Here is a 19,664-nt window from a genome sequence, read left to right on the forward strand (position 1 = left end):
CCGCGAAAGCCCCCATCAGCCGCTGATGGGGGCTTTTTGCGTATTATGCTCGCATTGGTGAGGGGTGAGTCGGTCAGCGCGTGGCAGGGCCGCTGGGTCGGTCCGCTGCTCGCCGCCAACGTGGTCGTCATCGGCCTCACCGTCACCCTGCTCGTCGTCGGGGCGCTGCGTGACGACCAGCAGGCCGACGCCGCGCGGGTCATGGACCAGCGCACGGCCGTCGCCCGCAACGCCGTGCTCACCGAGACCAGCCGCTACCGCGACCTCATGCAGGCCGTCGCGGCCGGGCTGGGCACGAACGCCCGGCTGACCGCCGCCGACTTCGCCGCCGCCACCGCCCCGCTCGACCGGGCCCGGCTGCCCGGCGCCACCTCGGTCGCGTTCGTGGTCGCCGCCGATCTGCCCCAGGTCGCGGAGACCCAGCGGATGTGGCGCACCCGCGGCGCCCCCGGCCTGGAGCTGCAACCGAAGGGCACGGGCGCCGCGCACTACTTCTCGATCTTCCAGCGCAGCCTCGACGGGCCCCCGACGGTGAGCGCCGGCCTCGACGTCGCCGCTTCGCGGGAGGGCACGGCCGCCCTGGTCACCGCGCGCCGCACCGGGCAGCCGGCCGTCTCCGACGCGTACGTGCTCCTGCGCGACCGGGACATCCCCGCGCCCCAGCAGCAGCTGTCCTTCTTGTTCGTGACCCCGGTCTACGCGTCGTCGGAGTTCCAGGGCTGGCTCGCGCTCGGGCTGCACGGCCGGGACTTCCTCGGCGGCGTGCTCGACCAGGCCGGGCAGGGGGTGCTCGACGGGGAGCTCTACGCCGAGGACGGCGACCGGCGCCGGGTGCAGGTCGCCGCGTACGACGCCCGCGGCCGCCGCGACCTCGAACGCCGCGCCACCTTCCCCGTCGCCGACCGGCAGTGGACACTGGTGACCGGCGCGGACTCGCGGGTGCTGCCCGGTGCGCGCACCGCCACCCCGGCGACCGTGCTGCTGGCCGGCCCGCTCATCACGCTGATGCTGGCCCTGCTGGTGTGGGTCCTCGCCACCGGCCGCGCCCGGGCCCGGCAGCAGGTGCTCGTGGCGACCGCCGAGCTGCGCGAGGCCGAAGCCGAGAGCCGCCGCCAGGCCGGGCTGCTCGCCGCCGTCATGACCAGCATCGGCGACGGCGTCGGCGTGGTCGACGAGCACGGCGAGTTCCTGCTGCACAACCCGGCGGCCAAGGCCCTGCTCGGGGTCACCGACGAGGTCGACGGGCCGGGCGGCTGGCAGGCCCACTACGGGCTGTTCCGGCCGGACGGGCGCACGCCGTTCCCCCTCGACGAGCTGCCGCTGATGCGCGGGTTGCGCGGCGAGTCCTCCGACGGCGTCGAGATCCTGATCCGCAACGAGCAGCGGCCCGACGGGATCCTGGTCAGCGTGGACGGGCGCCCGCTCGATCCGAGCGCCGGGCTGCCCGGCGCGGTCGCGGTCTTCCACGACATCACCGAGCTGCGGCGGTACGAGACCGATCTCGCCGTCTTCGCCGGGGTCGTCGCCCACGACCTCAAGGCCCCGCTCGCCGTGATCCGCGGGCACTGCGAGACGGCCGCCGACGAGCTGGCCGACGCCCCGGAGGGGCCCGAGGTGTTCGAGGCACGCGCGGCCCTGGACCGGATCGCCAACGCCGTCGACCGGATGACGGCGCTCATCGACACGCTGCTCGCCTACACGACGGCCCGCGACGCCCCGCTGAAGCTGGACACCGTGCCGCTGGCCCCGCTGGTGGCGGACATCATCCAGACGCGTACGGAACACCTGCGTCCCGGCGCGGCGGCACCCGACTTCTACGTCGGCCCGCTGCCGGCCGTGGTCGCCGACGCCGCCATGCTGCGGCACGTGCTGGACAACCTGATCGGCAACGCCGTCAAGTACGTCCAGCGGGGCCGGGCCGCCCGGGTCGACGTCACCTGCGGCGAGGCGCAGCCGGGCTGGACCCGCGTCGAGGTGGCCGACCGCGGCATCGGCATCCCCGACGAGGACAAGCCCGCCGTCTTCGAGTCGTTCCACCGGGCGCAGTCCGCCGCCGGATACGCCGGCACCGGCCTGGGCCTCGCGATCTGCCGCCGCATCGTGGAACGGCACGGCGGCACGATCGGCGTGGCCGACAACCCCGGCGGCGGCACCCGCTTCCACTTCACGCTGCCCCTGGCCCCGCTGGCCGGCCGGCCGGCTCAGGCGGCGGCGCTCGAGCGCGCCCTGGCCGAGCGCAAGGCGATCGAGGGCACGGTGATCAGGCCGGCATCAGCGACGACACCAGTGCGAGAAGCTGGGCCGGCAGGAACGGCTTGAGCAGCGTCGCGCTCGCGCCCACCTCCTCGGCCCGGGTGTCGCCGGGCAGCATCGACCCGCTGGCCAGTACGACCGGGATGTGCCGCAGCTCCGCGTCGGCGCGGATGGCCCGGCACAGGTCGAGCCCGGTCATCCGGGGCATGTCGACGTCGGTGACCACGACGTCGGGCCGGTGCGCGCGGACGGCCTCGAGCGCGGCGGCCCCGTCGGTGGCGGCGACCACCTGGTGCCCGGCGCGTTCCAGGGCGCGCCGCAGCACGAACAGGATGTCCTCGTGGTCCTCGGCAACGACGATCATGGGTGGCCTCTCCTGACGTGACGACGGTGTCGCCTCCCCTAAAGACCGAGGGGCGGCGAGGAAACGGGGTAGAGAGGAGGGATGACTGTTCCCTCAGTGCCTCTCGGCAACGGCCGGGAGATGCCGTTGCTCGGCTTCGGCACCTGGCAGATCCGCGGCGACGCCGCGTACGAATCGGTGCTGGCCGCCCTGGCGGCGGGCTACCGCCACATCGACACCGCCACCATGTACGGCAACGAGGCCGAGGTGGGCCGCGCGCTCGCCGACAGCGGGGTGCCGCGCGACGAGATCTTCGTCACCACCAAGCTCCCGCCCGAGCGGGCCGGACAGGAGCGGCAGACGCTCGACGCCAGCCTGCAGGCGCTCGGCCTCGACGCCGTGGACCTGTGGCTCATCCACTGGCCGCCGCGCCGGGGCCAGTCCGTCGCGGTCTGGCGCGAGTTCCTGGCCGCCCGCGACGAGGGCCGGGCCCGGGCGATCGGCGTGAGCAACTACGACGTGGCCGAGCTCGACGAGCTGATCGGCGAGACGGGCGTCGCGCCGCAGGTCAACCAGGTCCGCTGGGGCCCGAAGCTCTTCGACGCCGAGCTGGTCGCCCAGCACCGCAAGCGCGGCATCGTCGTGGAGGGCTACTCGCCGTTCAAGACGACGAACCTGCACGACCCGGTGCTGACCGGCATCGCCGAGGCGCACTTCGTCGACGCGGCCCGGGTGGTGCTGCGCTGGCACGTGCAGCACGGCATCGTCGTCATCCCGAAGAGCACGACGCCCGAGCGCATCCGGAGCAACTTCGCGATCGACGGCTTCGAGCTCACCGACGACGAGATGGCCCGCGTCGACGCGCTCGGGGGACGTTAATCACGAGGCACTTCGCGCCCGGAGTGCCTATTGTTGACGCGCCATGTCTGTAGCTCCCGTCAGTGCCGATCTTGCCGCCCTCCGCCGCAGGATGTCCGACCTTCTCCCGCGCGACGAGCACCGCCTCGGGCGGCGTCTCGAAGGCACCCGCAAGATCCGCGACGAGGCCCGCAAGGCCGCGGCGATCGCCGAGATCACCGAGGCGGTCGCCGCCGCCGAGGCCCGGCTGGCGGCCGTCGCCGCGTCGGTGCCGGCGGTCACCTATCCCGAGTCGTTGCCGGTCAGCGCCCGCCGCGAGGACATCCTCGCCGCGATCCGCGACCACCAGGTCGTCATCGTGGCGGGCGAGACCGGCTCGGGCAAGACCACCCAGATCCCCAAGATGTGCGTCGAGCTGGGCCGGGGCCTGCGCGGGCAGATCGGGCACACCCAGCCCCGCCGCATCGCCGCCCGCACGGTCGCCGAGCGCATCGCCGAGGAGCTCGACCGGCCGCTGGGCTCGACCGTGGGCTACAAGGTCCGCTTCACCGACCAGGTCTCCGACGAGACCATGATCAAGGTGATGACCGACGGCATCCTGCTGGCCGAGATCCAGCACGACCGGCGGCTGACCCGTTACGACACCCTGATCATCGACGAGGCGCACGAGCGCAGCCTCAACATCGACTTCATCCTCGGCTATCTCAAGCAGCTCCTGCCGCAGCGCCCCGATCTCAAGCTGATCATCACGTCGGCGACGATCGAGACGCAGCGCTTCGCCGAGCACTTCGCGGACCGCGACGGGAAACCGGCCCCGGTCATCGAGGTCTCGGGCCGGACCTATCCCGTGGAGGTCCGCTACCGGCCGCTCGTCGAGGAGATCGACGAGAAGGAGGAGCCGGTCGACCTGGTCGACGGCATCGCCGAGGCCGTCGACGAGCTGGGCCGCGAGTCCGACGGCGACATCCTCGTCTTCCTCAGCGGCGAGCGCGAGATCCGCGACACCGACGACGCCCTGAGCAAGCGCAACCTGCGCAACACCGAGATCGTCCCGCTCTACGGCCGGTTGTCCGCCGCCGAGCAGCACAAGGTCTTCGAGCGGCACGCCGGCCGCCGCGTGGTGCTGGCCACCAACGTCGCCGAGACGTCGCTGACCGTCCCGGGCATCCGCTATGTGATCGACCCCGGCACGGCCCGGATCAGCCGCTACAGCAACCGGCTCAAGGTGCAGCGGCTGCCCATCGAGCCCGTGTCGCAGGCCAGCGCCAACCAGCGCAAGGGCCGCTGCGGCCGTACGTCGGACGGCATCTGCATCCGCCTTTACAGCGAGGAAGACTTCGAGGGCCGTCCGGAGTTCACCGAGCCGGAGATCCTGCGCACCAACCTGGCCTCCGTCATCCTCCAGATGACCAACCTGGGCCTCGGCGACCTGACGAAGTTCCCGTTCATCGACCCGCCGGACCGGCGCAACGTCACCGACGGCGTCAAGCTTCTGGAAGAGCTCGGCGCCCTCGATCGCGCGAAACTGACCCCTATGGGCCGCCGGCTGGCGCAGCTGCCCGTCGACCCGCGACTGGCCCGCATGGTCATCGAGGGCGGCGAGCAGGACTGCGTGGCCGAGGTCATGGTCATCGCGGCGGCGCTGTCGATCCAGGACCCGCGCGAGCGTCCGGTCGACAAGCAACAGCAGGCGGACGAGAAGCACAGCCGCTTCGTCGACAAGGAGTCGGACTTCTTCTCGTACCTCAATCTGTGGCGGCATCTGCGCGACAAGCAGAAGGAGCTGTCCGGCAACCAGTTCCGGCGGATGTGCCGGACGGAGTTCCTCAACTATCTGCGCGTACGCGAATGGCAGGATCTCTACGCCCAGCTGCGGCAGGTGGCGACGCGGCAGCTCGAGCTGACCGTCACCGAGGACGCCGAGGGCGTGCCCGAGGCGCAGCGGCTGCACACCGCGCTGCTGTCCGGCCTGCTCAGCCACATCGGGCTCAAGGACACCGACAAGCGCGAATATCTCGGCGCCCGCGGGGCCAAGTTCGCGATCTTCCCGGGGTCGGCGCTGTTCAAGAAGCAGCCGCGCTGGGTCATGTCGGCCGAGCTGGTCGAGACGTCGCGGCTCTGGGGCCGGGTCAACGCCCGGATCGAGCCCGAGTGGGCCGAGAAGCTCGCGCCGCACCTGGTCAAGCGCTCCTACAGTGAGCCGCACTGGGAGAAGAAGCAGGGCGCCGTCATGGCGTACGAGAAGGTCACGCTCTACGGCCTCCCGATCGTCCCGCGCCGCAAGGTGGGCTATGCCCGGGTCGATCCGGTCGTCTCGCGCGAGCTGTTCATCCGGCACGCGCTGGTCGAGGGCGACTGGGAGACGCACCACCCGTTCTTCGCCGAGAACGCCAAGCTGCTCGAGCGCATCGAGGAGATCGAGAACAGGGCCCGCCGCCGCGACATCAAGGTCGACGACGAGACCGTGTTCGCGCTCTACGACGCCCGCATCCCCGCGGACGTGGTCTCCGCCCGGCACTTCGACGCCTGGTGGAAGAAGGCCCGCCACGCCGACCCGAAGCTGCTCACCTTCACCCGCGAGATGCTGGTCAACACCGGCCGCGACGGCGTGGACCCGGGCGCCTACCCGGACGCGTGGCTGGCCGGCGGGGTGCGGCTGCCGCTGAGCTATCAGTTCGAGCCGGGGAAACAGGCCGACGGCGTGACCGTGCAGGTGCCGTTGCCGCTGCTCAACAAGCTCGACGGCGACGACTTCGGCTGGAACGTGCCGGGGCTGCGCAAGGACATCATCGTCGCGCTGATCCGGGCCCTGCCGAAACACCTGCGCACCAGCTTCGTCCCGGTGCCGGACTGGGCCGACGCCGTGCTCGGCCGCATCCCCGCCCGCCGGGGCGCGCTCAGCGACGCGGTCGGCGACGAGCTGCGCCGGCTCACCGGCACGGTCGTCCCGCGCGACGCGTGGCGCCCCGACCAGGTGCCCGACCACCTGCGCATGAACTTCCGCGTGGTCAGCGAGGACGGGCAGGTCGCGGGGGAGGGGCGCGACCTCGAGGTGCTGCGGGCCTCGCTCGCCCCGAAGGTGCAGGCCACGATCAGCCAGGCCGCCGGCGACATCGAGCGGCGGGGCATCACGACCAACGACTTCGGCACGCTGCAGCGCTCGGTCAAGCAGGTGCGCGGCGGCTACGAGGTCACGGTCTATCCGGCGCTCGCGGACGAGACGGACAGCGTGGCGATCCGGGTCTTCGAGACGGAGGCCGAGCAGCGGGAGGCGATGCGCGCCGGCACGCGCCGGCTGCTCCTGCTCACGCTGCCGCCGGCGGCGCGCTACCTGCAGGGACGGCTGGACAACCGGGCCAAGCTCGAGTTGTCGCGCGGGAACCCGTACCGGTCGATCGCGGATCTCCTCGACGACTGCGCGGGCGCGGCAGTGGACCGGCTGGTGCAGGACGCCGGCGGTCCCGCCTGGTCCTCCGAGGCGTTCACGAAGCTGCGCGACGAGGTGCGCCAGGACCTGGTCGACGCCACGGCGAACGTGGTCACCCAGGTGCAGGCGGTGCTCGCCACGGCCTACGACGTGAGCCAGCGCCTGGGCACGACCCGCGACCCGGCCCTCGTGCCCGCTCTCGCCGACATCCGGGCCCAGCTCAAGGGCCTGGTGTACGCCGGCTTCGTCACCGAGACCGGCTGGAAGCAGCTGCACCATCTCCCGCGCTATCTCAAGGGCATCGCGTACAGGCTGGACCGCCTCGGCGGCAACCTCGGGCGCGACCGGCAGCTGATGGCGCAGCTGCAGGAGATCGAGCAGGAGTACAAGGAGCTGCGCGCCGAGCAGGCCCGGGGCGGGCCGGCCGAGGAGGGGCTGCGGGAGGTCCGCTGGATGATCGAGGAGCTGCGGATCAATTTCTTCGCGCAGTCGCTCGGGACGGCCTACCCCGTTTCGGACAAACGGATCTTCAAGGCGATGGATCAGCTGCCTGCCTGACCGTTTTGCCCCTCTCTTCCCGTCGTTCGTGTCACCGTGAGTGATGATGACGGAAGGCGGGGTGGCGGCGCGGGCGGGCACGGCCCGGCCCTGGTGGCTGTGGTTCGCGGGAGCCATGGCCGTCGTCGTCGTGGCCACGCCCTTCATCCGCCCGTCCGGGCCGCGCAACGCCGCCGAGCTGACCGCCGCGGCCGTCGTGGCGCCCGCGCTGGTCCTGGGGCTGCGGCTGCACCGGCCCCGGTACCGGCTCGGCTGGCACGTCCTGCTCGCGGCGGTGATCTACACGGTCGTCAGCAACGTGCTCTGGCCGGTGCTCACGCCCGGCGCCGACTTCCTCTACTACACGACCTATCCGCTGCTGGGCGTGGCGCTCGCCGTCCTGCCCGTGCAGGGCCGCCGGAGCTTGTGGTTCGCCGGCTACACCGAGGCGGGGATCATCGCGGGCGGCGCGGCCGTGGTGTGGTGGACGCTGCTGGTCGACCCGCTCGTGCTCGACCCCGGCCGCCTGCCCGACCAGGCGCACATCGTCGTCTTCCCGATGCTCGACGTGCTGCTCTTCGCGCTGGCGTTGCGGTTGCTGCTGGTCGCCGGGGTGCGGTCGGTGGCGTACCTGCTCATCGCCGCGATGACCTTCGCCCTGCTGACCGCGGACACGGCGTTCTTCGTGTCGGTCGTCGCCGGCGGCGGCGCGCCCATGGTGAGCCAGGTCAGCTGGCTGCTCTCCAACACGCTCCTGGGGACCGCGGCCCTGCACCCGTCGATGGCGGTGGCCCAGCCGGCCCCGGGGGACGCCGAGACGCTGGACGGCGTGGGCGGCACCCGCGTCTACATCGTCACCGTGGTCGCCACCCCGATCCTGACCGGCATCTACCTGCTGCACGAGGCCATGAACGGCGGGGTGAACGCCGCGGACATCGTCGTCCCGGTGGGCGCCACGGCCCTGACGTCCGCGCTGGTCGTGACCCGGATGCGGCAGATCAACCAGATCGCCCGCCGGCACGCCGTGGCCCTGCAGGAGTCGCTGTCGCGCCAGGAGGAGCTGCAGGGGGAGCTGCGCCACCAGGCCCAGCACGACAGCCTCACCGGGCTGCCCAACCGCGAGGTCCTGTACGAGCGGATCACCGCCGCGCTCGCCGCGGGGAGCACCGGGGCGCTGATCGTCGCCGACCTCGACGGCTTCAAGGACATCAACGACCGGTTCGGGCACGCCGTCGGCGACGACCTGCTGCTGGCCGTGGCCGGGCGGCTGCTCGAGCTGGTGCCGGACGGGAGCGTGCTGGCCCGGCTGGACAGCGACGAGTTCGCCGTCGTCGTCCGGGACGCCGACGTGGTGGCGTGCACCCGGCTCGGCGAGCGCTTCCTGTCCGCCACGCGCGAGCCGTTCACCGTCCAGGCGCACGAGCTGTTCGCGACGGTGAGCCTCGGGCTGCGGGAGCTCGATCCGGAGTTGCTGACCGGGGATGTGCTGCGGGACGCGTACCTGGCGCTGCACGCGGCCAAGGCGGCCGGCCGGGACCAGCTGACCCGCTGGACGCCCGCGCTGACCGAGGAGAAGCTGGCGGTCTCCCGTACGGTCGAGCGCCTGCGCGGCGCGATCGAGCGCGACGAGCTCGTGGTCCACTACCAGCCGCTGATCCGCCTCGCGGACGAGCGCATGACCGGCGTCGAGGCCCTGATCCGCTGGCAGCCGGCCGGCGGGCCGATGATCCCGCCCGACAAGTTCATCGCCGCGGCCGAGGACAGCGGGCTCATCGTGCCGATCGGCACGTGGGTCCTGCACCGCGCCTGCGAGGTCGTCGCCGGCTGGCAGCGACTCGGTCACCCCCTCGCCGCCTCGGTCAACGTCTCGCCCCGGCAGCTGCGCGAGCCCGACTTCGCCGCCCTGGTCCTCGACGCGCTGCGCACCTCGGGGCTGCCCCCGGCCTCCCTGATCCTGGAGATCACCGAGGGGGTGCTGGTCGCCTCGGGCGCGGTCACCGAGCAGGCCATCCGGCACCTGGAGACGCTACGGGCCCGCGGGGTGCGCGTGGCGATCGACGACTTCGGGACGGGCTACTCGTCGCTGGCCTACCTGCGGGACCTGCCGATCGACCACGTCAAGATCGACAAGTCGTTCATGCCGTCCGGCGCCGGCGACCCGGCGCTGCGCGCGATGGTCAAGGCGATCGTGGACCTGGCCGCCGGGCTGCGCCTCGGCACGATCGCGGAGGGCGTCGAGACCGCCGGGCAGGCCGCCTTCCTGCGCGAGCTGGGCTGCGAGCGGGCGCAGGGGTACTACTACTCGCGACCGGTCCCGGCGGCCGATCTGCTGACGGCGTTTCAGGGGCGCAAGTCCGTTTTCTGACTCGCCCCGGTGCGTGCCGGGGAGCGGTCGGGTGCCGTTCGGTTACCTCGCTGTTTTCACCCCCGGGCAGGCCCTAGCGTTCTCGCCATGACGAACTCCGCCGCTGTCTCCGCCGCCGCCGCTGCCGCTCCCGCCTTCGTCCCGGCCTGCCCGGCGCGGGGTTTCCTCGACGAGATGATGGCCCGGGTCGGCGTCGACGGCCTCGCCGCCGCGCTCGGCGACGCGGGCCTGCTCGCCCAGGTCGACCAGCACGCGGCCGCCGTCCGGGACGCGCTCGCCGGGGCGGGCCGCGAGGTCGACGCCGACGGCCTGGCCGCGTACGCCCGGTCGATCGTCTTCGCCGCCAAGCGCATGGGCCGGGCCGTGCCGGAGCCCGGTCACGCGCCGCTGACCGGCACCGCGTGGCTGGCCGCCGACTGGCACCAGATGCGCCTGGTGGCCGTCTGCATGATCGCCGAGTCGGCCGGTCTGCTGTAACTCCTGCCCGAAACGCTGATCCTCGTCGTTATCCGCAGCAATCGGGCGAAGGTAACTTTTCGCTCATGCGCCTCACCGCCTCGTTCGTCCCCCTGCTGGCCCTTCTCGCCGGCGTTGCCCCGGCCGCGGCTGCTGCTTCGCCGGCCGCTCCTGCGGTGGTGGCTGCTCCCGCGGCCGGACCGGTCACCGTGGCGCGGTACTCCTTCGACGGCGGCTCGCTGGCCGACCGGTCGGGCCACGGGCCCGCGCTCGCCGTCCGTTCCGTCTCCGGCGGCCGGGTCACCCTCACCGGCGGGCACGCCGCCTTCCCGGCCCTCTGCACGACCGCCAAGCCCTGCCCGCGCGCCCTTCTCGAAGGCCCGGACGACCCCGACCTCGACCCGCAGAGCCGGCCCTTCCGGTGGGGCGCGAAGGTGCGCGTGACGAAGGCCCAGCTCGGCGCCGGCTCCGCCAACGTCGTCCAGAAGGGCGTCGCCGACACCGACAGCCAGTGGAAGCTGCAGATCGGCGCGCGCCAGGGCAAGGCCCACTGCGTCGTGGTCGGCCAGGGCGGGACCCGGGCGGTCATCCACCTCGTACGCTCCTCGGCCGGCGTCGCGGACGGCGCCTGGCACGACATCCTCTGCGTCCGGGCCGGCACGCGGCTCACCGTCTTCGTCGACGGGCACGACCGGGGTCACGGGACGATCCCGGCCGGGCTGTCCGTCGCCAACGCCCTGCCGCTGCGCATCGGCGGCCCCAACCTCGGCGGCGACCTCTATCACGGGGAGCTCGACGACGTGATCGCCCGCGTGGGCTGACGGACCCCCGGCCCGCCGTTTTCGAATCGGCCCGGACGGCGGGGCCCGGGAAAGGGGCGGGAGCCGGAACCCCGGCAAGGGTTCCGGCTCCCGTTCGTCACTCGACCAGCTCCCGCAGCGTGGCGCGCAACTGGGCCGCCGCCTGCGGGGGCACGGCCGCGAGAAAGTCCTCCTCCGCCTCCCGGTAGGCCGTCCGGGCGGCGTCGAGGGTCCGCTCGCCCTGCTCGGTGAGCTCGACGATGTTGCGGCGCCGGTCGCCCGGGTCCGGCCGCCGGGCCACGACGCCCTTGCGCTCGAGCTCGTCCAGCAGGGCCACCATCGTCGTGCGGTCGATGCCGAGCCGCTGCGCCACCTGCAGCTGCGAGGCCGGCTCCCGCCCGGCGAGCACCCGGAGCGCCCCGAAGTCCTTGCTGTCGATCCCGAGCGGCCGCAGCGCCGTGTCGGTCAGGGCGGTGAACCGCAGGTGGGCGTGCTTGAGCAGATAACCCAGCACGTCGTGCGGGTCGGGCGCCGTGGACATGCCGCCATCCTACGCGCTACGCTGATCGTCAGTAACGCTGACGATCAGAAGGACTGACACATGATCCTCGTGACCGGAGGAGCCGGCTTCATCGGCTCCCACACCGTCCGCGCCCTCGCCGCCGCCGGCCAGGAGAGCGTCCTGCTCCAGCGCCGCACCGCCGAGGTTCCGGCCTCCCTCGCCGACCTGCCCGTGCACGCTGTCCGGGCCGACATCGGCGACCTCGACGCGTTGCTGGCCGTCGGCAAACAGCACCCGATCACCGGGATAGTCCACCTCGCCGTCACACTCCCGTGGGGCGACGACGCCGCCGACCCGATCGACACCTCCGCGCGGTCGCTGGAGGGCTACCTCAACGTCGTCCGGGCCGCCCGGGCCTGGGGCGTGCGCCGCATGGTGACGGCCAGCACGATCGGCGTCTACGGCTTCGGGACGCCCGGCGCCCTCACCGAGGACATGCCGCTGTCTCTCACGCACACCCACGCCATCCCGACCTTCAAGAAGATCTTCGAGCTGCTCGGCGGTCACCTCGCGGCCGAGACCGGCATCGAGATCGTCAACGCGCGCATCTCCGGCACGTGGGGCCCCGGCGGCCACCTGCCCGACCCGTTCTTCGCCGCGCCGTCGATCCTGCAGGGCGCGGCCCGGGGCACGGCACCGGACCTGACCGGGCTGCTGCGGCCCGCGCACGCCGAGGACGCGCTCGACTTGCTGTATGTGCGCGACACCGGACGGGCGCTGGCGCTGCTGCAGCTGACCGAGGGGTTGCGCCACGGGACGTACAACGTCGCCTCCGGCCACGCCACCAGCAACGCCGACGTGATCGCGGCGATCCGGGCCGGGGAGCCGGGATTCCGGTTCGAGCTGCCGTCAGCGGGCGAGCAGCCGCGGAGCTGGCTGGACATCAGCCGGCTGCGGGAGGACACCGGGTTCGAGCCCGAGTACGACACAGCGGCGGCGGCGGCCGACTACATCGCGTGGCTGCGGGCCGGGAACGAGCGCTGACGCGGCGCCGCCCCGCCGGCTCGGTCGTCGGCGGGGCGGGCTTTCGGCCGCGGCCGGCCTTGGTTCGCTCGGCCGCTCCGCCGCGGTGGGCCGATCAGCTCCGGCGGAAGGCGTAGGAGCGGCCGCCGCCAGGGGTGCCCCGACCGGCCCGGGCGCGGCCGGAGCGTTCCCGGGCGGCCTGGCGCGGATCCCCGGCGCCGTGATGGGCCGGGGCGGTGCGGGACTTCCCCGCGCCGGCGTCCACGACGGGGACGATCGCCGCCGCCGGCTTCCGGCGTGCGGCCTCGTCGGCGTCGAGCCGCAGACCGTCGGCGCCGGGTAGCGGACCGGTGGTGCCGGGGCGCGGGTGGCCGGCGTCGAGGCGCAGGTCGCGGGCGTCGCCGGGCGGGGGAGGGGGAAGGTCGCGTGCAGGCATGAGCATCCTCCTGAGCAGGAGAGGGGGAAGCCGTGGTGACGAAAGAGATGAGCCCCGGGCGCCGGACGCGGCGGACCCACGGCGGACATGCGCCGCCGGAACTACCCGGTGCCGGGGCCCGCGGCGATCGAACGCCGGGCCGGGCCCGCATGCGGCAGAGGCAGTAGCTCAGGACTCCATGCCGAGAACAGTAGGCACGTCCCGGCATGCGCGCGAGTGATTATTCGCCTGCGGGGGATCTGCTCGCTCGGTGAGCGTGCTCTATTCGCCCGCGGCCAGGTCGAGACCCGCGCGCAGCGTCGCGGTCGCTGTGGGGAAGTCGCGCAGCTGCTCGGCCAGGACCTCCAGGCCGGCCCGCAGCGCCACCGGCGGCACCGCGCGCGCCCGCAGGACGGCCTGGGTCCAGTCGACGAAGTCGGTGAACACAGTCTCGTCGCCGACGTAGAGCGACGCGGCGAGGAAGTCGGCGATGTGGCCCATGTCCTCGGCGGTGGCGTCGTGCTGGCGCTGGTCGTAGGCGTTCATGGCCGGGTAGGCGGCGAGCAGGCGGGTCAGGGCGGTCTGCACGAGGTCGCCGCGGTGGCGGACGACGTACGTGTATTCGTCGTCGCCCAGGAACGCGGACTCGAAGGGGTCGGTGAGCGGCGGCGGCCACTTGCGGGCGAGCCGGGCGACGGCGTCGTCGGCGGTGGCGGCCCAGGCGTCGGCGCCCAGGCGGTGGGCCCAGCGGCCGTCCGGGCCGAAGCCGCGGCCGCCCGTGATGACCGGGACGCCGACCGAGCGGCAGGCGGTGATGGCGGCGTGGGCCCGGGGCAGACGGGTGGGGATCATGCAGCTCAGGGCGACGGCGTCGGGGCCGGTCTGGTGCAGGTGGGTGACCAGGTGCGGGCCGGGGACGTTGGCGCCGAGGAAGTCGACGCGCCAGCCGTCGAGCCGCAGCATCTCGCCGAGCATGCGCGACGGCAGGGCGTGCCACTCGCCGTCGACGCAGGCGACGGTGATGCGGCCGCGGGTGGGGCGGACCGAGGTGCGGGCGGCGACCGCGGCCAGGGCGCGCTCGCTGATCGCGGTGGCCGCGTGCTCGCGGGCGACGGACCACTCGTTGGCGGCCCACAGCTCGCCGACGCGGCTCTGGGTGGGGGCGATCAGGCCGAGGATGATCCGCTGCGGCTGCTCGCCCGCGTCCAGCAGGGCGGTCACGAGCTCGACCGCGCCGAACTCGTCGCCCTCGCCGACCAGGCGCAGGAACCGCTCGCCGGCGGCGGGGTCCTCCAGGGACCGGGGCGGGGTGGTGACGGTGACGGACATCAGCGGGTGCGGTTCCTCCGTTCGCCCCGCCGGGCGTCGATCGCGAAGGGCGAGACCGGCAGGCCGCCGGTCTCCATCGAGCGCAGCCGGGTGCGCGCGGGCGCCCGCACGGCGAGCATGGCGATGTCGTCGCGGACGCCGCCGTGCACCCAGTCGGACACGAGCTGGCGGACCCGCTCGACCGCGGCGTCGCCGGGCATGTCGCGGCAGCTGGCCAGGGCGTCACGCAGGCGCTGCTCGCCCCACTGCTCCTGACCGGTGGCGCCGCCGCGGGCCTCGATGAGCCCGTCGCTGTAGAACAGGCACGTCTCGCCGGGCGCCAGCTCGACCGTCGCCGGGTGCACCGAGATGTCCGGGACGACCCCGACCAGCGTGCCCTTGACCGGGACGGCCTCGACCGTGCCGTCGGTGCGCAGGATCAGCGGCACGGGATGCCCGCCGGTGGCGAGCTGCAGCCGGACCCGCCCGTGCTCGGCGCGGCCGATCGAGCCCACGACGAGCGTGACGAACCGGTGCTGCCGGCCGCCGCCGAGCAGGGCCGTGTTGAGCACCTTGAGCATGGTCGCCGGGTCGTCCTCGACGAGGCGCAGCGCGCGCAGCGTCTGGCGGATCTTGCCGGTGAGCACGGCGGCCTCGGCGCCCTTGCCGCACACGTCGCCCAGCACGACGATGGTCTCGGCGCTGGTGGCGGTGGGCCCGAAGACGTCGTAGAAGTCGCCGCCGACGCGCAGCTCGTCGCGCGCCGCCTGGTAGGAGCCGACGAGCTCCACGCCGTCGGGCTGCGGCAGCTCGGGCGGGAGCAGGTCGGCCTGCAGGATCGCCGTGGTCTCGACCTGCTCGCGATAGAGCGCGGCGGCCGAGATGGCCGAGCCGGCCCGGGCGGCGAAGATGCGGGCGAGCATCTCGTCCTCGGGCGTGAAGACGGCGTCGGGACCCCGGCGGGCCAGGATCAGCGCGCCGGCCGGCTCGGCGGCGCCCGGCAGCGGCGTGACCAGCAGCGCGCCGACCGGGCCGAAGTCGCCCGGCAGCAGCCAGGCGGGCACCTGGGAGGCGTCCAGCCAGCGGCTCGGGATGGGCGGGAAGCCGGCGAGCGCCTCCTCCAGCCCGGGCACCTCGCTCAGCAGGCGGTCACGCAGCGTGCCCTCGTCGAGGTCACCGCCGGTGGCGAGGCGCATCCACTCGCTCTGCCGGCGGCGCGGCGGCAGCACGACCACGGCCAGATCGGCCAGGTGCGACGCGGCCAGCTCGACGGTCGTCCGCAGGACCCGGCGGGTGTGCAGCGACGCCGACAGCCGCCGGCCGGCCTCGGCCAGGAAGGCGGTGCGCGCCCGCTCGGAGTCGAACTGGGCGGTGCGCCGGACCTCCTCGGTGACGTCCCGCAGGTACCACGCGTAGTGGCCGGCGTCGAGCGGGCGGCGCTCGCCCCGCAGGTGCCGGCCCTCGTGCTCCTCCTCGAAGCCGAGGCTGCCCTCGGCCGTCGCCCGGGCCAGCGCGGCCAGCGGCGCCCCGGCCGCCGGGACGCCGGGCTCGAGGCCGGGCACGAGCAGCATGGCGGCGCCGTTGACCAGCAGCACGGTGTGGTCAGCGGCGGAACAGAGCACGATCGCCTCGGAGGAGGCGTCGAGCGCCGCGCGCAGCAGGGCCGGCGCGGGGGCGGGCACGGGTGGACCATGCTGCCGGGCGCCGGCCTGAACGGGCAGGTGAGCTGTCACAACAAGTCCTCCTCTCTCCTCTCCCCGCCGACAAGTAATCCTGCACAGCCTACGCGGGAATCTTGCGAGCCGCCCGGCTCAGAAGGCGGAACCGGCCGCGAGATCGACCACGACGGGCGCGTGGTCGGAGGGTCCCTTGCCCTTGCGGGCCTCCCGGTCGACCAGCGCGTCCGTCACCGCGCCGGCCACGTCCGGGGTCGCGTAGACGAGGTCGATCCGCATGCCCTTGTTCTGGTGGAACATGCCCGCACGGTAGTCCCAGTAGGTGTACGGACGATCACCCTTGAGCGGCCGGGGCAGCACGTCCACGTAGCCGAGCGCCAGCAGGTCGGCCAGCGCCGCCCGCTCCGGGGCGGTCACGTGGGTGGAGTCGGCGAACAGCCGCGGGTCCCACACGTCGTCGTCGGTCGGCGCCACGTTGAAGTCGCCGGTCACCACGGCCGGGCCCTTCCGCTCGGCCAGCGCGTCGCGCAGGGCGGAGAACCACCGCAGCTTGTACGCGTAGTGCGGGTCCTCGGGCGTGCGCCCGTTCGGCACGTACACGGAGGTGAAGCGGATCCCGCCGCACGTGGCGGAGACGGCGCGCGCCTCGGGATCGGGGTAGCCGGGCTCACCGGGGAAGCCGCGCTCGACGTCGGCCAGGCCGATCTTCGAGAGGATCGCCACACCGTTCCAGCGTCCCTGCCCGTACGCCGCGGTGTCATAGCCCAGCGCGGCCACCTCGGCCTCGGGGAACCCGTCCGCGGTGACCTTGGTCTCCTGCAGGCACAGCACGTCGGGGGCGCTCTGCCCCAGCCACTCGAGCAGCCGGGGGAGGCGGGCCTTGACGGAGTTCACGTTCCAGGTGGCGAAGCGCATGCTCCCAGCCTGCCCCATCAGCGCTGACCGGGCACGACCGGCACGCGGGGGCCGGCGCGAGCGGCCCGGCTCAGGCGACGACGGCAGCGGCGGGACCGGCAGAGGTGGCGCGGTGGCCTCGCTCAGGCGACGGGCCGGCGCCCGGGGGTCGCGGGGCGGCGGTTCGCGCGCACCGGGACGGCGTCGGCGCGGGTGGCCGCGAGCAGAGCGGCGGCGAGGCCGGAGGCCAGCACGAGCAGAACAGCGACGAGCCAGATGGTCGCGCCTTCGGATCCGAGCAGTGTCTCCATGCAATCGCCTCCCTGGTGTTTCCATCTGATCGGCAGCGCCGGGCCCCATGCAAGGAACCCGGCCGTGCAAATATGCCGGACCCGCTGCGGGAAACGGAAGGGCTTGGGAAGACGTTTGTCACCGAATGGTGAAGATGAGGCCCCGGTGAACCCGACCTGTCCACCGGGGGGCTACAGCCCGTAACCGACGGGGGCGATACGCCGTTACCCCTGGTGCGTGGGGAGTCGGCGCTGAGTGCCCCAGTGCTGGGCGAAGTCGCCGGCCGGCACGCCCGGGCCCCAGAGCCAGCCCTGACCCTGGGTGACGCCCACGGCGGCGAGGGCGTCGCGCTGGGCGCGGGTCTCGACGCCCTCGGCGACGATGGTGAGGCCCAGCGCGCGGCTCATGGCGACCACGGCGCGGACGATCTCCTCGTCCTGGCCGGCCTCGCCCAGCCCGGAGACGAACGACCGGTCGATCTTGACTCCGGTGACCGGGAAGCGGCGCAGGTAGCCGAGGGCGGAGAAGCCGGTGCCGAAGTCGTCGACGAGCAGCTTGACGCCGAGCTCGCGCAGCTCGAAGAGGACCCGCGCGGCCACCCCGTCGCCGTCCACCATGACCGACTCGGTCATCTCCAGGGCGACGACCTCCGGCGGGAGGCCGAGCTCCCGCAGCTCCGCGGCGACCGTACGGGCCAGCGTGGCCTCCGACAACTGCCGCGGCGAGACGTTGATCGACAGGTAGAAGTCCGGTCCGACGGTGCCGTTCGCGCGCCACTCGGCCAGCCGGCGCAGGGCCTCCGTACGCACATAGGTGCCCAGCGCCCCGATGAGCCCGGCCTCCTCCGCCACCGGGATGAACGTCATCGGCGGGACCGGCCCGCGCTCGGGGTGGGTCCACCGCACCAGCGCCTCGGCGCCGCACGGCTGCCCGGTGCCGAGCCGGACGATCGGCTGGTAGACCACGGTGAGCTGGTGCTCGGCGAGCGCGGCGCGCAGGGCTCCCTCGAGCTCGATGCGCTCGCGGACCTTGTCGTGCATCGACGTGTCGAAGACCGTGGAGCGGCCGGGGCCCTCGGCCTTGGACCGGTACATGGCGGTGTCCGCGTCGCGCAGCAGCGCCTCGGCCGTCAGGGCGGGGTCGCCGCCGCCGGGCGCGTGGGCCAGCCCGATCGACGCGGTGATGACGACCTCGGTGTCGAGCACCGGCACCGCCGTGGCGAAGCAGCCCTGGATCACGTCGACCAGCCGCAGCGCCCGGCGCTCGTCACCGACGAAGGTGATCAGGAACTCGTCGCCGCCGACCCGGGCCGGTTCCTCGACGCCGTGCAGGGCCGCGCGCAGCCGGGTCGCCACCTCGATCACGAGCTGGTCGCCGGCGTCGTGCCCCCACGAGTCGTTGACCCACTTGAAGCCGTCGAGATCCAGGAACGCCACCCACACGCGCTCGGACCCGGTCGCCGGGACCTCGGCGACGAGGCGCTCGACCGTACTCGTGATCATGCGGCGATTGGGCAGGGCCGTGAGCGGGTCGTGGGTGGCCTGGTACTCCGAGTGCAGCTGGGCTTCGGCCTGCGCCCGCACCGCGGAGACGGCCCGGACCAGCAGCAGCACGACGATCGCGGCGCCGGTGCCGCCGATGAGGACGCGGTAGGTGGGGTACTGGCCGACGGTCAGCAGCAGCGCGAAGGGCGTCAGCACCGCCGGGGCGACCAGCAGCATGCGGCGCCAGGACCACGCCTGCACCGGATAGCGGTCGCCGTGGCCGACCTCGGTGATGGACGGGTGCAGCGAGGCGGCGGCCATCAGCGAGTACGAGACGAGGAAGGGCACGTCGAGCAGCGGTGACGCGTACGTCTGCCCGTCGACGCCGATGATCGCGTACCCGACGTCGCCGGCCATGAGCATGAGGATCGACGTCAGCAGCAGCACGAGGCTGGGCGGCCAGACGCGCGCGGTGAAGGTCAGATTGACGGCCAGTGCGAGCAGCACCACGTCGAGCAGCGGGTAGAGCCCGGCGAGCGACGACTCGAGGAACGGCCGGCCGGGCACGGCGACCGCGGGCGCCGCCAGCAGCAGCGCGCTCGCGAGACCGCCGGCGAGGCAGACGATGAGCCCGTCGAGCGCGGCGTGGCGTTCCATGGCGCCGCGGGCGCGGACGAGCAGCGAGAAGAAGACGCTGAGGCACAGATAGCCGGGCAGGGTCAGCGCGTCGGCCGTCAGCGGCCGGTCCGTGACGAACGGGCGCACCAGCGCGCCGGCCAGGAAGAGCACGCCGGCGGCGGAGATGGCCAGCCAGGCGGCGCGCGGCTCGGCCCCGAAGCGGCGGGGACCGGTCAGGTACGCGGCCACGCCGCCCAGCCCGATGAAGACGAAACAGGCGGCGTTGACCACGTCGTCGACGTCGAGGACGTACAGCACCGTGGCCGCCGCGCCGAGCACGATGGCCCCGAGCCACGCGTACCGCCAGGAGCGCGGCGCAGTCGAACCCCGCACCTCGCATCGCCCCCCGGCACA

15 protein-coding genes are annotated in these 19,664 nt (G+C 73.5%); 7 read left to right on the forward strand and 8 right to left on the reverse strand.

Features of this window, described 5'->3' with window-relative positions; translation table 11 throughout:
• The first annotated feature begins 57 nt into the window (after positions 1 to 57).
• Positions 58 to 2,319 carry an ATP-binding protein gene (locus RAN62_RS10050; RefSeq protein WP_305784260.1) on the forward strand — a complete coding sequence of 754 codons (2,262 nt, stop codon included), beginning with the start codon at positions 58 to 60 and terminating at the stop codon, positions 2,317 to 2,319.
• Here RAN62_RS10050 and RAN62_RS10055 read toward each other — a convergent pair.
• Entirely contained in the window at positions 2,261 to 2,617 is a 357-nt protein-coding gene (locus tag RAN62_RS10055; RefSeq protein ID WP_305784261.1) for a response regulator, read from the reverse strand. The two genes, RAN62_RS10050 and RAN62_RS10055, sit on opposite strands and share 59 nt — an antisense overlap.
• A gap of 81 nt (positions 2,618 to 2,698) precedes the next feature.
• Between RAN62_RS10055 and RAN62_RS10060 the strand changes: the two genes are divergently transcribed.
• The 5 genes from RAN62_RS10060 (at position 2,699) to RAN62_RS10080 (ending at position 11,060) form a co-directional block, all read left to right on the forward strand.
• On the forward strand, positions 2,699 to 3,475 hold the full coding sequence (locus RAN62_RS10060; protein WP_305784262.1) for an aldo/keto reductase: 777 nt from the start codon (positions 2,699 to 2,701) through the stop codon (positions 3,473 to 3,475).
• A 43-nt stretch (positions 3,476 to 3,518) separates the two neighbouring features.
• Positions 3,519 to 7,439, forward strand: a complete 3,921-nt coding sequence (gene hrpA / locus RAN62_RS10065; protein ID WP_305784263.1) for an ATP-dependent RNA helicase HrpA — start codon at positions 3,519 to 3,521, stop codon at positions 7,437 to 7,439.
• Between the two features lie 46 nt (positions 7,440 to 7,485).
• The gene (locus RAN62_RS10070) at positions 7,486 to 9,783 is read left to right on the forward strand and encodes a putative bifunctional diguanylate cyclase/phosphodiesterase (RefSeq protein ID WP_305784264.1); all 2,298 of its coding nucleotides are present in this window, start codon (positions 7,486 to 7,488) and stop codon (positions 9,781 to 9,783) included.
• 87 nt (positions 9,784 to 9,870) lie between these two features.
• Positions 9,871 to 10,260, forward strand: a complete 390-nt coding sequence (locus RAN62_RS10075) for a DUF6401 family natural product biosynthesis protein (protein WP_305784265.1) — start codon at positions 9,871 to 9,873, stop codon at positions 10,258 to 10,260.
• Positions 10,261 to 10,325: 65 nt separating this feature from the next.
• A complete protein-coding gene (locus tag RAN62_RS10080) occupies positions 10,326 to 11,060 on the forward strand; it encodes a LamG-like jellyroll fold domain-containing protein (protein ID WP_305784266.1) in 735 nt (244 codons plus the stop codon).
• Between the two features lie 97 nt (positions 11,061 to 11,157).
• On the opposite strand, the gene RAN62_RS10085 is transcribed toward RAN62_RS10080, so the two are convergent.
• Complete coding sequence (locus RAN62_RS10085; protein WP_305784267.1) at positions 11,158 to 11,580, reverse strand: MarR family winged helix-turn-helix transcriptional regulator; 423 nt, start codon at positions 11,578 to 11,580, stop codon at positions 11,158 to 11,160.
• A gap of 60 nt (positions 11,581 to 11,640) precedes the next feature.
• Here RAN62_RS10085 and RAN62_RS10090 point away from each other — a divergent pair, with 60 nt between their 5' ends.
• A complete protein-coding gene (locus tag RAN62_RS10090) occupies positions 11,641 to 12,585 on the forward strand; it encodes an NAD-dependent epimerase/dehydratase family protein (protein ID WP_305784268.1) in 945 nt (314 codons plus the stop codon).
• A gap of 94 nt (positions 12,586 to 12,679) precedes the next feature.
• Here RAN62_RS10090 and RAN62_RS10095 read toward each other — a convergent pair whose 3' ends face one another.
• From RAN62_RS10095 to RAN62_RS10120, 6 genes are all read right to left on the reverse strand, one after another.
• On the reverse strand, positions 12,680 to 13,000 hold the full coding sequence (locus RAN62_RS10095) for a hypothetical protein (protein ID WP_305784269.1): 321 nt from the start codon (positions 12,998 to 13,000) through the stop codon (positions 12,680 to 12,682).
• Between the two features lie 261 nt (positions 13,001 to 13,261).
• On the reverse strand, positions 13,262 to 14,308 hold the full coding sequence (locus RAN62_RS10100; RefSeq protein WP_305784270.1) for a cobalamin B12-binding domain-containing protein: 1,047 nt from the start codon (positions 14,306 to 14,308) through the stop codon (positions 13,262 to 13,264).
• Positions 14,308 to 15,969: a PP2C family protein-serine/threonine phosphatase gene (locus RAN62_RS10105; RefSeq protein ID WP_305784271.1), complete on the reverse strand. Its 1,662-nt coding sequence runs from the start codon at positions 15,967 to 15,969 to the stop codon at positions 14,308 to 14,310. Before RAN62_RS10105 ends, RAN62_RS10100 begins: the two co-directional genes overlap by 1 nt.
• A gap of 129 nt (positions 15,970 to 16,098) precedes the next feature.
• Positions 16,099 to 16,878 (reverse strand): exodeoxyribonuclease III, encoded by a 780-nt coding sequence (locus RAN62_RS10110; protein WP_305784272.1) that lies wholly within the window; start codon positions 16,876 to 16,878, stop codon positions 16,099 to 16,101.
• Positions 16,879 to 17,000: 122 nt separating this feature from the next.
• Positions 17,001 to 17,168, reverse strand: coding sequence for a hypothetical protein (locus RAN62_RS10115; protein WP_305784273.1), 168 nt, complete (start codon positions 17,166 to 17,168; stop codon positions 17,001 to 17,003).
• 204 nt (positions 17,169 to 17,372) lie between these two features.
• Positions 17,373 to 19,643 carry a putative bifunctional diguanylate cyclase/phosphodiesterase gene (locus tag RAN62_RS10120; protein WP_305784274.1) on the reverse strand — a complete coding sequence of 757 codons (2,271 nt, stop codon included), beginning with the start codon at positions 19,641 to 19,643 and terminating at the stop codon, positions 17,373 to 17,375.
• Positions 19,644 to 19,664: the final 21 nt, after the last annotated feature.

The sequence above is a fragment of the Symbioplanes lichenis genome (genome assembly GCF_030709675.1).
Taxonomy (GTDB): Bacteria; Actinomycetota; Actinomycetes; order Mycobacteriales; family Micromonosporaceae; genus Actinoplanes; species Actinoplanes lichenis.

Bases quoted from the DNA above. Each gene is read 5' to 3' on its own strand.
- RAN62_RS10055 (WP_305784261.1), bottom strand. From the start codon at position 2,617: ATGATCGTCGTTGCCGAGGACCACGAGGACATCCTGTTCGTGCTGCGG.
- RAN62_RS10060 (WP_305784262.1), top strand. From the start codon at position 2,699: ATGACTGTTCCCTCAGTGCCTCTCGGCAACGGCCGGGAGATGCCGTTG.
- hrpA (WP_305784263.1), top strand. From the start codon at position 3,519: ATGTCTGTAGCTCCCGTCAGTGCCGATCTTGCCGCCCTCCGCCGCAGG.
- RAN62_RS10070 (WP_305784264.1), top strand. From the start codon at position 7,486: ATGACGGAAGGCGGGGTGGCGGCGCGGGCGGGCACGGCCCGGCCCTGG.
- RAN62_RS10075 (WP_305784265.1), top strand. From the start codon at position 9,871: ATGACGAACTCCGCCGCTGTCTCCGCCGCCGCCGCTGCCGCTCCCGCC.
- RAN62_RS10080 (WP_305784266.1), top strand. From the start codon at position 10,326: ATGCGCCTCACCGCCTCGTTCGTCCCCCTGCTGGCCCTTCTCGCCGGC.
- RAN62_RS10085 (WP_305784267.1), bottom strand. From the start codon at position 11,580: ATGTCCACGGCGCCCGACCCGCACGACGTGCTGGGTTATCTGCTCAAG.
- RAN62_RS10090 (WP_305784268.1), top strand. From the start codon at position 11,641: ATGATCCTCGTGACCGGAGGAGCCGGCTTCATCGGCTCCCACACCGTC.
- RAN62_RS10095 (WP_305784269.1), bottom strand. From the start codon at position 13,000: ATGCCTGCACGCGACCTTCCCCCTCCCCCGCCCGGCGACGCCCGCGAC.
- RAN62_RS10100 (WP_305784270.1), bottom strand. From the start codon at position 14,308: ATGTCCGTCACCGTCACCACCCCGCCCCGGTCCCTGGAGGACCCCGCC.
- RAN62_RS10110 (WP_305784272.1), bottom strand. From the start codon at position 16,878: ATGCGCTTCGCCACCTGGAACGTGAACTCCGTCAAGGCCCGCCTCCCC.
- RAN62_RS10115 (WP_305784273.1), bottom strand. From the start codon at position 17,168: ATGGAGACACTGCTCGGATCCGAAGGCGCGACCATCTGGCTCGTCGCT.